Here is a 12,586-nt window from a genome sequence, read left to right as displayed (position 1 = left end):
CAGTTCGGGTGACGCGGCCGCACCGAGAGGTGGCGGAAGCCGCGGGCCCGCAACAGATCCCCGATCGTACGCTCGGCCATGACCACGCCGAAGCGAGCCTCCACCACCCGCTTGAGATCGACGCGGCGCCAGCGCACCACCCCGTCCACCGCCACGTCCGGCCCCGCCTCCACGATCGCGTCGAATGCAGCGCGCTGCTCGGCGTTCAGCAGGCCGGAGCGCAAAGGGCGGGGCCGATCCAGGAGGCCCGCGATCCCATCGGCATTGTACCGGTGGACCCAGTCCCGCAACGTCTGCCGCTACATCCCGGCGCTCGCTGCCGCTGCCGTGCGCGACTGGCCACCCAGGACGGACGCGATCGCCAGACAGCGGTGGGATTGAGCCACATCGCGGCTCGACCGAGCCGCGCGCCGCAGATCATCAGCGGTCAGATCCAGTCGTGTGATCGCAAGGGTCATCGGCTCGTTCCCGCCAGCCAGCGGAAAACACTGAATCATCCCAAACCCCACCCGTCATTCAAAAACGAGTCACACCCAGCCGCCGTTGATATTACAAGGCCGATGGTCGGCGCTACCCGAGCGATCTGACGGACGCGGCGTGGGCGACGATCGCGCCGCTGCTGTCGGGCTACGATCCGCTGAAGGTGGATCTGCGGGCGATGGTGGATGCTTGTCCGTACCTTGACAAGACCGGGTGCCCGTGGCGCGACCTGCCCTAGGACTTCGGAGCGTGGGAGACGGTGCGGATGTGGCACGACCGCTTCCGGGCGGACGGGATCTGGTCGGAGATCGCGGGCCTGCTGACGCGGGCGGTGCGCCGTGAGCAGGGCCGCCGCCAGCCCGAGCGATCGACGGCGATCCTGGACTCGCAAAGCGTCACGTCGGGGCCGCAGGCGGGATCGCGCGGCTACGACGGCAACAAGAAGACGAAGGGCATCAAGCGCCATGTGCTGACCTGCTTGCTCGGCTTCATACTGGCGAGCTTGGTCACGACAGCCAACATGCGATGATTCCGACCATCGGTCGGGATCATCGCCGACCGGTATCAGACCGTGGCGAGACACGGACCCGTCTGGATCACCATCCGACAGGATTTCTCGTCGCGCGCTCATCGTGATGCGCGCGTCATCCACCGCTTTGGCGGAAACACACGAGGTCGACCTCGGCCAGGGCATCCCGGCCGAGCGCGGCCACGCCGACGGTCGTCCGGCTCGGGAGGGGCCCGTCATCGGGGAAATACCGAGCGTAGACGGCGTTGAAGGCCCTGAAGTCGCGCGCGAACTCTTTCAGATAGATGCGGACGAAGACGGTGTCGCCGAAGCCGTAGCCCGCATGCGCGAGGATGCGGGCTAGGTTGGCAAAGCACAGCTCGGCCTGCTCGGCGATGCCGGGCGGCAGCGCCGCCTCCGGCCGGTCGGGGTCCGTCGGGAGCTGCCCGGTCACGTAGAGCCAGCCTGCCGCCTCGACCGCGTGGGACCAGCGCGAGGACGGCGGCGGCGGCGCCGCATCGGGCACGTGGTGGTGGATCTTCGCGTCCTGCGTCACGGCGGCAACCCCTCGGATCGGCCGTCGAGGAAGCCCGCGACGACGGCCTCGATGTGAAGGGCGATGTCCGGAGCTCCGGTCATCTCGCCGAAGCTGCCCCGCGTCATCGGTCCGAACGCGGCAAGGCCCGGCCGAACCTCTCCCGCCGGACCGACGACACGGCTCGCACGATCGACGGCGAGGCCGAGCTTGGCCTCGTCGAGCCGCGCCGTCCCGGCAACGAGGAGGGCGGAGACGAGGGGGTTTGCCGAGACGTCGCGCTCCGGGCCGGTGCAGAGCACGACGGCATCGAAGCGGCGCTGCTCCGCGGCGCCGCCCGGCGGCTGGAGCGTCGCCCGAAGCCGCCCGTCCTCGTCCCGCGCCAAGCCGGTCACCGCCGCCCGCGCGATCGAGAGTTGCCCCGCCGCCCGCGCCCGCGCGAGCGTCGCCGCGACCTGCGGGGCGATGCGGAAGCGGTGCACCTCCCAGAACGGCAACAGGCGGCGCACGATGCGGACGCGTTCCGCGGCCGGCAGCCCGTTCCAGACATCGGGCAGCACCGCGCGCAGCGAATCGATCACCGGATGCCACCCGAGCGCCGGATCGATGGCGCGGACCTGCCGTCGCACGAGCCGCAACAGTCCGAGCGCCGTCCTCGGCGGCGTGCCGCCGACCACGTCGAGGGTCTTCAGGAAGAGGCCGTGCGCCTTGGGCAGGAGCGCCCGCCGCGACACCGCGGTGATCGGTCCCCGGTGCCCGGCCGCGATGAGGCTCGTCACGACGTCGGCCATGGTGAGCCCGGTGCCCACGACGAGGACGGCCGCGTCCGGTTCGATCGCCGCGAGCGCCCGCGGGGCCCAGGGGTCCGGCACGAACCCGCGGGAGGCCGTCACGCCGGGGCCGAGCGGACAGGGCAGCGCCGGCGCGGCATGTCCGAAGCAGAGGGCGACGCGGTCGGCCTCGATCACGTCTCCCGTGTCGCAGGCCACGTGCCAGAGGTCGCCCGCGGGCCGCACGGCGGTGGCGGTCGTGCGCAGGTGGCGCAGCCGCACGCCGCCCTTCGCGGCCGCGAGGGTTTCGGCGAGAACGTCGCGGATATAGGCGCCGTAGGCAAGCCGCGGGACGTAGGCGCGGCCGGTGCCGTCCTCGCTCGCAGGGTCCGGCAGGATGCCCTGCCCGCGGAACCACGCGGTGGCCGCCCCCGGCTCGGCCTTGGCGATGTCCATGCGGTCGCTCGGCACGTTCATGCGATGGCTCGGGTCGGTCGTGCCGAAGGCGATGCCGAGGCCGAGCTCGGCCCGCGGCTCCAGGACGACGATGTCGAGGGCGCGGGTGGCGGCGCGGATGGCATGGATCGCGAGCACCGCGCCGGTGAAGCCGCCGCCGACCACGACGAGGCGCAGGGGGTCCGTGTCGGCGCCGCTCATACGGTCTCTCCCAGGGCGCTCAGCGCCTGCGCGAAGCAGGCGAGCGGTGCGCGCGCGACGCCCACTCCGATCCAGCCACTCGCCCCATCGCGATGGCCGATGCCGGTGTGGATGCGCAAGGGACGCCCCCCTGCGACAACCCGCGCCGCATCGAGGCCCGCGCCCACCCCCTCGATCCCGCAGAGCGCGGGGGCGATCAGGGGATGGCGTCCGATGTAGAGGGCGCGCATCGTCCGTCCATCCTCCGCGGCTTCAGACCAGTCGCGTCCCATGGTCTGGGCGATCTCCGGGGCGGCATGGGCGATGGCACCGCCAAGGCCGTAAGCCTCGACGATGGCGCTGTCGCCGAGGTCACCTTGCGCGTCGGCCAGCGCGTAGGGCGGGAAGAACCCCCCGACGGGGACGGTGGCGGGCGCGGAGAACCAGCGCCGGCCGGTTCCGGCGACGCGGATGGCGCAGGTCGCGCCGTTGCGGGTCAGGGCGGTGACGAGGCTCGATCCGGCCACGCCTTCGGCCTGGTCGAGGCAGAGCTTGGCCGCCGCCATGGCGTAGTTGAGAAAGTGCTGCGGGTTGGAGAAAAGCCAGCTCCGCACCGCTGGGTCGAGATCGGGCAGGGCGCGGATGAAGGCCGCCATGCCGCCGACGTTGCGCTGATGCACGTCGTCGCCCTGGGCGACGCCGTCCGCCACGAGGGGCAGCACCGCCAGCCCCGCGCCGGGGAGGGCGCGTTCGAGGGCCGGCGCGACGACATCGTCGATCTGCGCGAGGCCCTCGGCGGCGGCCGCGTCGTAGACGCCGAAGCGCAGCGCCCGGCGCCCGGATTCGGCGAGGGTGGCGAAGGTCACGCCCGGCCCGGCCCGGTTCTCGACGCGCATCACCCGCTGCGACGGCCGGACGACGCCCGCCATCGGCGAGACCGTGCCGAGATCGTGGTTGCAGCGCAGGCGAATCCGTCCGTCGCGGATCTGCGCACGGGCCTCCGCCACCGTTCCGGCCCAGCCCTCGTGGACGGCTGCCCCGGCGAGCGCGTTCAGCACGAGGTGCGGGATTTCGTCCGGCCCGGAGAAGGGCGCTCCGGCATGGCCCAGTTCGCCCTCAGCGAGGCCCATCGCCTCGCCGGCGGTGGCGATCCCAGCGAGCACCGGCTCGGTCGCGAGGATGCGCCGCAGCGCCTCGGCATTCGCCGAGGTCCTGTCATCGGAATGGGGATCAGCGGACATAGCGGGCCAGGAAGCGTTGCGCGCGCTCGGAGCGCGGCCGGGTGAAGAAGTCGTCGGGCGTCGCCGTCTCGATCACGCGACCGCCGTCGAGGAACACGATCCGGTCCGCCACCTCGCGGGCGAAAGCCATCTCGTGGGTGACGACGACCATGGTCTGGCCGGCGCCGGCGAGATCGCGCATCACGGCGAGGACCTCGCCCACCATCTCGGGATCGAGGGCCGAGGTCGGCTCGTCGAACAGCAGGACGTCGGGGCGCATGGCGAGCGCCCGGCTGATGGCGACGCGCTGCTTCTGCCCGCCGGACAGGGCATGCGGGAACGCGTCCGCGCGCCCGCCGAGGCCGACGCGCTCCAGCAGGCGGCGCCCTTCGGCCAGGGCCTCCGAGCGCGGCTGCCTGAGCACCTGGATCGGCGCCTCCACGACGTTGCCGAGCACGCTCAGGTGCGGCCAGAGGGCGAAATGCTGGAACACCATGCTGACGCGGGTCCGGGCCGCCGCGAGCTCCCGGGCGGTCATCGGACGCGGGCGCCCGTCGCGTCCCGGCAGCACGCCGATCGGCCGGCCGCCGAGATGCACGGTGCCGGAACTCGGCGCCTCCAGCCAGTTGAGGCAGCGCAGCAGGGTCGACTTGCCCGAGCCGCTCGGGCCGACGATGCACACCGTCTCGCCCGTCGCCACGTCGAGGTCGACGTCGCGCAGGACCTCGACGCCGTCGAACTGCTTGCAGATGCGCCGGGCCGAGACGGCGGGGGCCGCCGCGGCGCGCAGGGCCGGCTCAACCATACCGGCGTCTCCGCTCCCGCGCGAGGCCACGTATTCCCGCCTCCACCACGAGGCACAGCAGCCAGTACAGGACGAGGGCCGTCGCGAACGGCGCCAGCGGCGCGAAGGCGCTCGCGTTGACGAAATTCGCGACGAAGGACAACTCCTGCACGGTGATGATCATCAGGAGCGCGGTATCCTTGATCATCACCACGACCTGATTGCCGATCACGGGGCCGGCGTCCAGGACGATGAGGGGGAGCACGATGCGCCCGTAGAGCTGGGCCCGCGAGAAGCCGAAGGCGCGGCCCGCCTCCAGCGCGTCGCGGGGAACCGCGAGTGCGGCCGTCCGCAGGATCTCGGCGAAATAGGCGCCGTTGTACAGGACCAGCGCGAGCAGCCCGGCCCACCACGCCCCGAGCCGCAGGCCGAGTTCTGGCAACCCGTAGTAGATGACGTAGGCGAGGAGCAGGAACGGCACGCAGCGGAACAGGTCGACCGCCTCGCGGCCGAGGCGGCGCACGGGCGCCGCGGCCTCGACGAGCACGAGCGCGGTCAGCCCGGCTAGGGGAAGGCTCAGCGACAGCGCCAGGAGCACGAGGGCCGTGGTGTTGCCGAGACCGGCGAGGAAGGCGTCGCGGTAGCTCCACACCGTCGCGATGCCGCTCATGGCCAAACCATCGCGATCCCGCTCACGGCGCGGCATATCCGTAGCGCCGGGCCATCGTCCGCTCGGCGAAACGCTGGCCGCGCACGAGCACGGCGATCAGGGCCGTATAGAGGACGGTCGCCGCGAGGAAGGGCGGCAGCGGCTCGTAGGTCTGCGCGCCGATGCGGCTGGCCGCGCGGGTGATCTCGACGATGCCGAGCACGGCGACCGCCGGCGTGCCCTTGAGCAGGATCGTCATCTCGCTCACGAGCGGCCCGAGGCTCGCACGCCAGAGCTGGGGCAGCACGATCCGCCGGAACCGCGTCGCCGGCCGCATGCCGTAGGCGCTCGCCGCTTCGAGCTGGTCGCGCGGGAATGCGGCGAGCCCGGCGCGGAAGATCTCGCAGTTGAAGGCGGCGGTGTTCAGGGTCAGCGTCAGGATTGCGGCCGGGACCGGCGCCAGTTCCAGTCCGGCGCCGGGCAGCACGAAGAACACGAACAGCGCCAGCGTGACGATCGGCGCGGACCGCACGAGGCTGACGCCGACGGCGATCAGGGCATCGAGCACCGGCGGCCGCACGGAGCGTACAAGCGCGAGGCCAAGGCCCAGCGGCAGGCCCAGCCCGATGCCCGCGAGCGACAGGCCGACCGTCGTCAGCGCGCCGGCGAGCAGGCTCGGGAGGTCGCCGCCGCTCACGAGATCCGTAACGTTCACCGCGTCGGCTGGTCGGGCATCGCCTTGAAGGTCGTGCCGAGCCATTTCTCCTGGAGGGCGTAGAGGGTGCCGTCGGCCCTCACCCTGACCATGAACGCGTCGAGATAGTCCAGCAGCGCGGTGTTGCCTTTGGCCACCGCCCAGGCCGCGTAGGCCGGCACCCCCACCGCCTCGCCCATCCTGAAGCGCTTGGGCTGCTCGCGCACCAGGCTGGCGAGGTTGACGGCGGCGTTGACGACGTAGTCGAGCCGGCCGTTGGCCAGATCCTGATAGGCCTCCGGGTAGGACGTGTACTGGACCACGGGTCCGAGCTTGAGCCCGGCCGCCTCCAGCGTCCTGGTGAGGTCGGCGAGCGCCGTGAAGGAGGCGCCCCCGGCCTGCACGCCCGCCGTCTTGCCGGCGAGGTCGGTGACCGTCTTGATGCGCGCCTCGTCGGCGCGCACGGCGTAGTACTGCGTCGACTCGGCGATCGGCATCGTAAAGTCGAGGCTCTTGGTCCGGTCGGGGGTGATGACCGCGGCGGTGAGAGCCACGTCGTACTTGCCCGCGGCCACGCCGGCGAGCAGCCCCGACCACGGGATGATCTGCTGCTCGATCTTGAAGGGCGCATCCTTGCGCAGGATGGCGAGCAGCGCGTGGTCGAGGCCCATCGGCATGCCGTTCTCGACGTACTCGAACGGCTTGTAGCTGTCCTCGGTGGCCACGGTCATGCTCCCGCGCGCCTTGATCTCGTCGAGGCTCGCGGCGCGGGCATCCGGGAGCGCGCCGAGCGCGAAGGCGAGCGTCAGGCCGCAGAGCAGCACGGCGCGGCGGACCGGCAGCGGGCCGAAGGCGGGGGGGTGCGGCGTCCCGGCGGTTGGCGAAGGCATGATACGGTTCTCCAGAGTTGACGACGATCGAGGTTTCGAGGTCGCGGGCGGTTCAGGCGCCGGGCGGGCGGCGGGCGACGAGGTCGATCTCGACCCTGGCGTCGTAGGCGAGGCCGGTGACGCCGACGCAGGTCCGCGCGGGCAGGCGGTCCGGCGGGAAATGGGCCCGGTAGGCTTCGTTGAAGGCCGCGTAGTCCTCGCCGAAGTGCGTGAGGTAGGCGCGCACCGAGACGACGTGCGCGAGGCCGAGGCCGAGCCCCGCCAGCACCGCGGCGAGGTTGGCCATCACGTTGCGCGTCTGGGCGGCGATGCCCTCGGGGAGGATGCCGGGACGCTCCGGCGTGTCGGGCATCTGCCCCGTGACGAACACGAAGCCTCCGCTCTCCACCGCGTGGCTGAACGGGGCGACGGGCGGCGGGGCTCCGGCAACCATGTGGAACCGGGTCGCCTCGGAGTGTGGCTGCGGCATCGTCGATCAGAACCTGGTGCTGTGGCCTCGGGCGTATGTTCGCGAACCCGGTCCGCAAGGGCCGGGCCAGGACACTGCCATCCTGTCGGCCCGGGCGCCGAACGGCGCGCCGCCGGCCTCGCGACGGGCGCCGCGGCGATCGTCGGCCCCATGCCCGCCGGGGTTCGTCACGAGCGTGCGCGTCAGAACAGGGATTTCGAATCGTGACCCGGTCCACCGGGATCGGGCACGGCTCCGGCATCGATCTTGACGCGTTCGTAGGCCTCGACGACATGGCGGCGCATCAGGTCGGCGGCGCTGGCGGCATCGCCGAAGACCATGCGCTCGAGGATGCGGCTGTGCTCCTGCCACACGCTGATCGACATCCCGGGATAGCGCAGCACGTGGCCCATCGCGCGGCGCAGGTGCAGCCAGTGCAGGTGCATGGTCTCGCCGATGATCGGGTTTCCCGACAATTCGTAGATGAAGGCGTGGAAATCCATGTCGGCCTGGAGCGTCGCGCGCGCGTCGCCCGCGACCACGAGATTGCGCCCGTGCTCGACCAGTGAGCGGCCGCGCAGGACGGCGTTCTTCGTCAGCCGCCGCGTGGCCAGGTCGACGGCGAGCGGCTCCACGGCGGATCGGAACTGGTAGATCGCCTGGAAGAAGTCCGGCGCGACGGACGTGACCATGAGGCCGCGGCGTCCGGATTGGACGAGGAAGCCCTGTGCCTTGAGCACGGCGAGCGCGTGGGTCACGGGCTGGCGGGAGACGTTGAGGCGGGTCGCGATATCGTCCTGGGTGAGCCGTTCGCCCGGCTTGAAGGTCCCGTCGCACAGCGCGTCGAGGATCACGCAATAGACCTGATCCATCAAGCTCGCCGCGTGTTCGAGCGTCTGCAATCCCATGTCCCCGGTGGCCGCGCGCATTCAGCCATTATGATTGTCGCTTGACACGAGTTCAAGCATTTCGCAGTCTGAGTTCGGAGTACGGAATTCCGTAACGGCGGACGCCATGACGCGCGGCGCCGCCGCCGGAGGCCCGATCCGCCGTGTCGTTGCTTGAGGAGCACCGCAACCGGTCGTCCCGGCCGGACCGTGCCGCGAGCCTCCTGCTCCCCCGGGCCGAACAAGCGCGTAGCGTCGATGCGGGCGGATCGACGTCACGAAACGGAGCCTCGTCGGCTCCGGAGGCGTGGGGTCTCGGCCGTCGATGGATCAGCGGATCGTCGGCATCGAATCGGTTTTCAAGTCGATCGTCATCACGGACAAAAAGCGCTTAAGCGCAAATACATAGACCTCTCAGGGAGGATGGCATGACAAGCGGTCTCGCGTTGAAGTCGACCGACGGGCTTGCTTCGGACGGCGCGCTGTACGCGCGGCTGTTGGCGCGTCTGATCCCGTTCCTGCTGATCTGCTACGTCGCATCCTATCTCGACCGGGTGAACGTCGGCTTCGCCAAGTTGCAGATGCTCAGCGACCTCAAGTTCAGCGAGACCGTCTACGGTTTCGGTGCCGGGGTCTTCTTCATCGGCTACGCGCTGTTCGAGATCCCGAGCAACGTCATCATGGTCCGCACGGGCCCCCGCATCTGGATCGGCCGGATCATGGTCACCTGGGGCCTCGTTTCGGCGGCGATGATGTTCGTCACGACGCCGATGAGCTTCTACGTGCTGCGCTTCCTCCTCGGCGTCGCGGAGGCCGGGTTCATTCCGGCGATCATCTACTACCTGACGATCTGGTTTCCCTCCTCGCATCGCGGCAAGGCGTCGGCGATGTTCCTGGCCGGCATCCCGCTCTCGGGCATCGTCGGCGGCCCGGTCTCGGGCTGGATCATGACGAGCTTCCACGGCGCCAACGGCTTGCAGGGCTGGCAGTGGATGTTCCTGATCGAGGGCCTGTTCGCCACAATCCTCGGCATCGTCTGCTTCTTCTTCCTCGACAACGACGTCGCCTCGGCGAAGTGGCTGAGCCCATCGGAGAAGGAGCGGATCGCCGCCGACATCGCCGCGGAGGCGCGCACGAAGCCGTTGCGCTCGGCTCGGGAGGGACTGACGAGCGGGCGGGTCTGGCTCCTGAGCGGGACCTACTTCTTCTTCACGATGGGCCTCTACGGGATCAGCTTCTGGCTGCCGACCATCATCAGGGACAGCGGCGTCAAGGACCCGCTGCATGTCGGCCTGCTCACCGCGATCCCCTATACGGGGGCGTTGATCGGGATGTACCTCGTCGGCCGCAGCTCGGACCGGCGGCAGGAGCGGCGCTGGCACCTCGCGGGCCCGGCCATCGTCGGAGCGATCGGCCTCGCGGCCAGCGTCCTCGTCGCGCAGAACACCGTGCTGGCGCTCGCGGCGCTGACCGTGGCGGCCGCCGGGACGCTGACCTGCGTGCCGCAATTCTACACGCTGGCGCCCTCCGTCCTCACGGGCGCCGCGGCGGCGATGGGCCTCGCGCTGGCCAACTCCATCGGCAGCGTCGCGGGGTTCGTCAGCCCCTATCTGCTCGGCTGGGTGAAGGACGCGACCGGCAGCACCGGCAACGGCGTGCTGGTGCTGAGCGCCGCGCTCGTCGTCGGGTCCGTGCTGGTCTTCCTGAACCCCGCGCGCCTCGTGAACCGGTAGCGGCGAAGCGGGGCCGTCGCCCCAGCCTCACCGCCCGCGCCAAGCCCGCTCGGCGCTGTCCCAGGCGTCGAGCGGCTGCAAGTCCGGCACCCGAGCCAGGCCGGTCCTGGCATCGGAGGAGACCGCATCCGCCGTCACCGGCACGTCGAGCAGGGCCGGCCGGCGGGCCAGCGCGCGCGCGAGCGCGGCCGGCAGATCTTCGGCCCCGTGCACCCGTTCCGCATACATCCCGAAGGCGCGGGCCATCGCGGCATGGTCGGCATCCTGCAAGCGCGTGCCGACCACCCGCCCGTGCGTGACCGTCTGGTCGTGGACCTCGATCTGCCAGGCGCCGTTGTTGGCCACGACGATCAGCACGGGCGCGGCGTGCCGCACGGCGGTGTCGATTTCGATGGCGTTGAAGCCGAAGGCACCGTCGCCGGTGGCGACCACGACCGTGCGGTCGGGCGCCGCGAGCGCCGCCGCGATGCCGTAGGGGACGCCGATCCCGATGCAGCCGAACGGCCCCGGATCGAGCATGGTCTCGGCCGACAGCCCGACGCGGGCAAAGCTCAGGAAGTCGCCGCCGTCCGTCACCAGGATCGGCCGGGCCTCGGGCATGGCCGCGACCGCGTCCTGAATCGCCGCGACGAGGCGGTTGGGGTGCATGCGCCCGTCCGCGCCCTCCGGCGCCGCCCGAAGCCCGGCCTGGAGCGTCTCGGCCCGCGCCCGGTGCCCGTCGCGCAGGGCCGCGGCCCAGGCCGCGTCGAGGCTCGGCACCTGGTTGCCGACGGCATCCAGGATCGCCGCGAGCGTCTCGGCCGGATCGGCCAGGATCGCCGTGCCGGGCCGGTTGTCGCGCAGTTCCGCGGGCGAGCCGGCGATGCGCAGGAAGCGGGCCTCGCCGAAGATCGCCGGCGAGCCGTAGGCGAGCTGGAAGTCGAGCCGCCGCCCGATCGTGACGACGAGGTCGGCCTCGCCCATCGCCCGGCCGCGCATCGCCGCGGCGACGCAGGGGTGGTCGTCCGGCACCAGTCCCCGGCTCTCGCCGGTGTCGAGATAGGGGCAGCCGAGGCGGTCGAGCAGCGCGACGAGCCGGGGACCCGCACCGCGGGCGCCGCGCCCGCTGATCACCACGGGCCGGCGTGCCGAGAGCACGAGCTCGGCCGCACGGGCGACCAGGTCCGGGTCCGGGAGCATGCGCGCGCGGGGCCGCGGATGCATCAGCTCGGGCAGCGCGACGGCGTCGGGCACCGGGGCACGAAGGGTGTCGGTGGGAAAATCGAGATAGGACGGGCCGGGATCGCCGCCCTCGCCGGTGGCGCGGGCCACCGCCTCGGCGAGCTCCTGCGGGATCAGGCAGGGCTCCCGGACGGTGCGCGCGTAGCGCGTCACCGGGCGCACGAGCCGGACGTGATCGAGGTCTTGCAGGGCGCCGCGGTTCTCCTGCGCGCGGGGCGGCGTGCCCGACAGGACGAGGACCGGCGCGCGGGACACGTGCGCGTTGGCGATGCCGGTGATCGCGTTGGTCAGGCCCGGGCCGGCGGTCACGAGGGCGACGCCGAGCGCGCTCGTCACCTCGGCCTCGGCCTGGGCCATGTGCACGGCCGCCCGCTCGTCGCGCACGTCGACTATGCGGATGCCCGCGGCGTCGAGCGCCATCCAGATCGGCATGACGTGGCCGCCGCAGAGCCCGTAGACCCGAGCGACGCCGTAATTGGCGAGAAAGCGGGCGATGACCGCCGCCCCGTCGTGGCCTGCCGAGCCCATTGCCCGATCCCCCCTCGATGGTGCGACGGCTCCGGCGTCGCGTGCCGTCCGTCCACGGGCCCGGAGCGGCCCCGGCTTCGGAGCGGCGCTCGATCCGGCGCGGGGCCGCTGCGCCGCACCATCGTTTGTCGTTGACGGCCCCAGGGCGATATTTTACGCACGAAGGAATTCGGAATTCAATACGGGAGGTGAGCATGAGCCAACCGATTCGCGTGCTCCTGGCCAAGGTCGGCCTCGACGGCCACGATCGCGGCGTGAAGGTCGTGGCGCGGACGCTGCGCGACGCCGGCATGGACGTGATCTATTCCGGCCTGCACCGGAGTTCGGAGGAGATCGTCACCGCAGCGATCCAGGAGGACGTCGACGTCCTCGGCGTCAGCCTGCTGTCGGGCGTACAGCTCACCGTGTTCCCGAAGATCTTCAGGCTGCTCGCCGAGCAGGGCGCCGACGACCTCATCGTGATCGCCGGCGGCGTCATGCCGGACGAGGATGTCGCCGCGATCAAGGAGATGGGCGTGCGCGAGGTCCTGCTTCAGGACACGCCGCCCGATGTGATCGTCGAGACCCTGCGCCGGCTGGTGGCCGACCGCGGCGAGCGCTGAG

At 71.5% G+C, this 12,586-nt stretch carries 13 protein-coding genes and 1 pseudogene; 3 read left to right on the top strand and 11 right to left on the bottom strand.

Features of this window, described 5'->3' with window-relative positions:
• A partial coding sequence (locus ACFE86_RS03555; protein ID WP_375453955.1) for a helix-turn-helix domain-containing protein occupies positions 1-290 on the bottom strand: 290 nt, incomplete at its 3' end.
• A 293-nt stretch (positions 291-583) separates the two neighbouring features.
• Here ACFE86_RS03555 and ACFE86_RS03550 point away from each other — a divergent pair.
• Positions 584-1,003 (top strand): annotated as a pseudogene (locus ACFE86_RS03550) (transposase); the annotation flags it as partial.
• Between the two features lie 121 nt (positions 1,004-1,124).
• On the opposite strand, the gene ACFE86_RS03545 reads toward ACFE86_RS03550, so the two are convergent.
• The 9 genes from ACFE86_RS03545 to ACFE86_RS03505 form a co-directional block, all read right to left on the bottom strand.
• A complete protein-coding gene (locus tag ACFE86_RS03545) occupies positions 1,125-1,544 on the bottom strand; it encodes a RidA family protein (RefSeq protein ID WP_375453954.1) in 420 nt (139 codons plus the stop codon).
• Positions 1,541-2,950 (bottom strand): FAD/NAD(P)-binding protein, encoded by a 1,410-nt coding sequence (locus ACFE86_RS03540; RefSeq protein WP_375453953.1) that lies wholly within the window; start codon positions 2,948-2,950, stop codon positions 1,541-1,543. Before ACFE86_RS03540 ends, ACFE86_RS03545 begins: the two co-directional genes overlap by 4 nt.
• Entirely contained in the window at positions 2,947-4,170 is a 1,224-nt protein-coding gene (locus ACFE86_RS03535; RefSeq protein WP_375453952.1) for a DUF1116 domain-containing protein, read from the bottom strand. Before ACFE86_RS03535 ends, ACFE86_RS03540 begins: the two co-directional genes overlap by 4 nt.
• Positions 4,160-4,954 carry an amino acid ABC transporter ATP-binding protein gene (locus ACFE86_RS03530; RefSeq protein WP_375453951.1) on the bottom strand — a complete coding sequence of 265 codons (795 nt, stop codon included), beginning with the start codon at positions 4,952-4,954 and terminating at the stop codon, positions 4,160-4,162. The genes ACFE86_RS03535 and ACFE86_RS03530 overlap by 11 nt, the downstream gene beginning before the upstream one ends.
• Positions 4,947-5,603: an amino acid ABC transporter permease gene (locus tag ACFE86_RS03525; RefSeq protein WP_375453950.1), complete on the bottom strand. Its 657-nt coding sequence runs from the start codon at positions 5,601-5,603 to the stop codon at positions 4,947-4,949. Before ACFE86_RS03525 ends, ACFE86_RS03530 begins: the two co-directional genes overlap by 8 nt.
• Positions 5,604-5,625: 22 nt before the next feature.
• Complete coding sequence (locus ACFE86_RS03520) at positions 5,626-6,279, bottom strand: amino acid ABC transporter permease (protein WP_375453949.1); 654 nt, start codon at positions 6,277-6,279, stop codon at positions 5,626-5,628.
• Between the two features lie 14 nt (positions 6,280-6,293).
• Positions 6,294-7,166, bottom strand: a complete 873-nt coding sequence (locus tag ACFE86_RS03515; RefSeq protein WP_375453948.1) for a transporter substrate-binding domain-containing protein — start codon at positions 7,164-7,166, stop codon at positions 6,294-6,296.
• Positions 7,167-7,218: 52 nt separating this feature from the next.
• Positions 7,219-7,635 (bottom strand): RidA family protein, encoded by a 417-nt coding sequence (locus ACFE86_RS03510; RefSeq protein ID WP_375453947.1) that lies wholly within the window; start codon positions 7,633-7,635, stop codon positions 7,219-7,221.
• 182 nt (positions 7,636-7,817) lie between these two features.
• Positions 7,818-8,543 carry a GntR family transcriptional regulator gene (locus tag ACFE86_RS03505; RefSeq protein WP_375453946.1) on the bottom strand — a complete coding sequence of 242 codons (726 nt, stop codon included), beginning with the start codon at positions 8,541-8,543 and terminating at the stop codon, positions 7,818-7,820.
• 386 nt (positions 8,544-8,929) lie between these two features.
• Here ACFE86_RS03505 and ACFE86_RS03500 point away from each other — a divergent pair, with 386 nt between their 5' ends.
• The gene (locus ACFE86_RS03500; RefSeq protein WP_375453945.1) at positions 8,930-10,234 is read left to right on the top strand and encodes an MFS transporter; all 1,305 of its coding nucleotides are present in this window, start codon (positions 8,930-8,932) and stop codon (positions 10,232-10,234) included.
• A 27-nt stretch (positions 10,235-10,261) separates the two neighbouring features.
• Here ACFE86_RS03500 and ACFE86_RS03495 read toward each other — a convergent pair whose 3' ends face one another.
• Positions 10,262-11,983: a thiamine pyrophosphate-binding protein gene (locus ACFE86_RS03495; RefSeq protein WP_375453944.1), complete on the bottom strand. Its 1,722-nt coding sequence runs from the start codon at positions 11,981-11,983 to the stop codon at positions 10,262-10,264.
• A gap of 194 nt (positions 11,984-12,177) precedes the next feature.
• On the opposite strand from ACFE86_RS03495, the gene ACFE86_RS03490 reads away from it, so the two are divergent.
• Complete coding sequence (locus ACFE86_RS03490) at positions 12,178-12,585, top strand: cobalamin B12-binding domain-containing protein (protein ID WP_375453943.1); 408 nt, start codon at positions 12,178-12,180, stop codon at positions 12,583-12,585.
• Position 12,586: the final 1 nt, after the last annotated feature.

The sequence above is a fragment of the uncultured Methylobacterium sp. genome (assembly GCF_964244095.1).
Taxonomy (GTDB): Bacteria; Pseudomonadota; Alphaproteobacteria; order Rhizobiales; family Beijerinckiaceae; genus Methylobacterium.
Note: the sequence above shows the minus strand (reverse complement) of the source record. Positions and strands in the feature narration are given on the sequence as shown.

Coding starts and splice junctions, on each gene's coding strand:
- ACFE86_RS03515 (WP_375453948.1), bottom strand. CDS start 7,166: ATGCCTTCGCCAACCGCCGGGACGCCGCACCCCCCCGCCTTCGGCCCG.
- ACFE86_RS03505 (WP_375453946.1), bottom strand. CDS start 8,543: ATGCGCGCGGCCACCGGGGACATGGGATTGCAGACGCTCGAACACGCG.
- ACFE86_RS03490 (WP_375453943.1), top strand. CDS start 12,178: ATGAGCCAACCGATTCGCGTGCTCCTGGCCAAGGTCGGCCTCGACGGC.
- ACFE86_RS03530 (WP_375453951.1), bottom strand. CDS start 4,954: ATGGTTGAGCCGGCCCTGCGCGCCGCGGCGGCCCCCGCCGTCTCGGCC.
- ACFE86_RS03535 (WP_375453952.1), bottom strand. CDS start 4,170: ATGTCCGCTGATCCCCATTCCGATGACAGGACCTCGGCGAATGCCGAG.
- ACFE86_RS03495 (WP_375453944.1), bottom strand. CDS start 11,983: ATGGGCTCGGCAGGCCACGACGGGGCGGCGGTCATCGCCCGCTTTCTC.
- ACFE86_RS03510 (WP_375453947.1), bottom strand. CDS start 7,635: ATGCCGCAGCCACACTCCGAGGCGACCCGGTTCCACATGGTTGCCGGA.
- ACFE86_RS03540 (WP_375453953.1), bottom strand. CDS start 2,950: ATGAGCGGCGCCGACACGGACCCCCTGCGCCTCGTCGTGGTCGGCGGC.
- ACFE86_RS03525 (WP_375453950.1), bottom strand. CDS start 5,603: ATGAGCGGCATCGCGACGGTGTGGAGCTACCGCGACGCCTTCCTCGCC.
- ACFE86_RS03500 (WP_375453945.1), top strand. CDS start 8,930: ATGACAAGCGGTCTCGCGTTGAAGTCGACCGACGGGCTTGCTTCGGAC.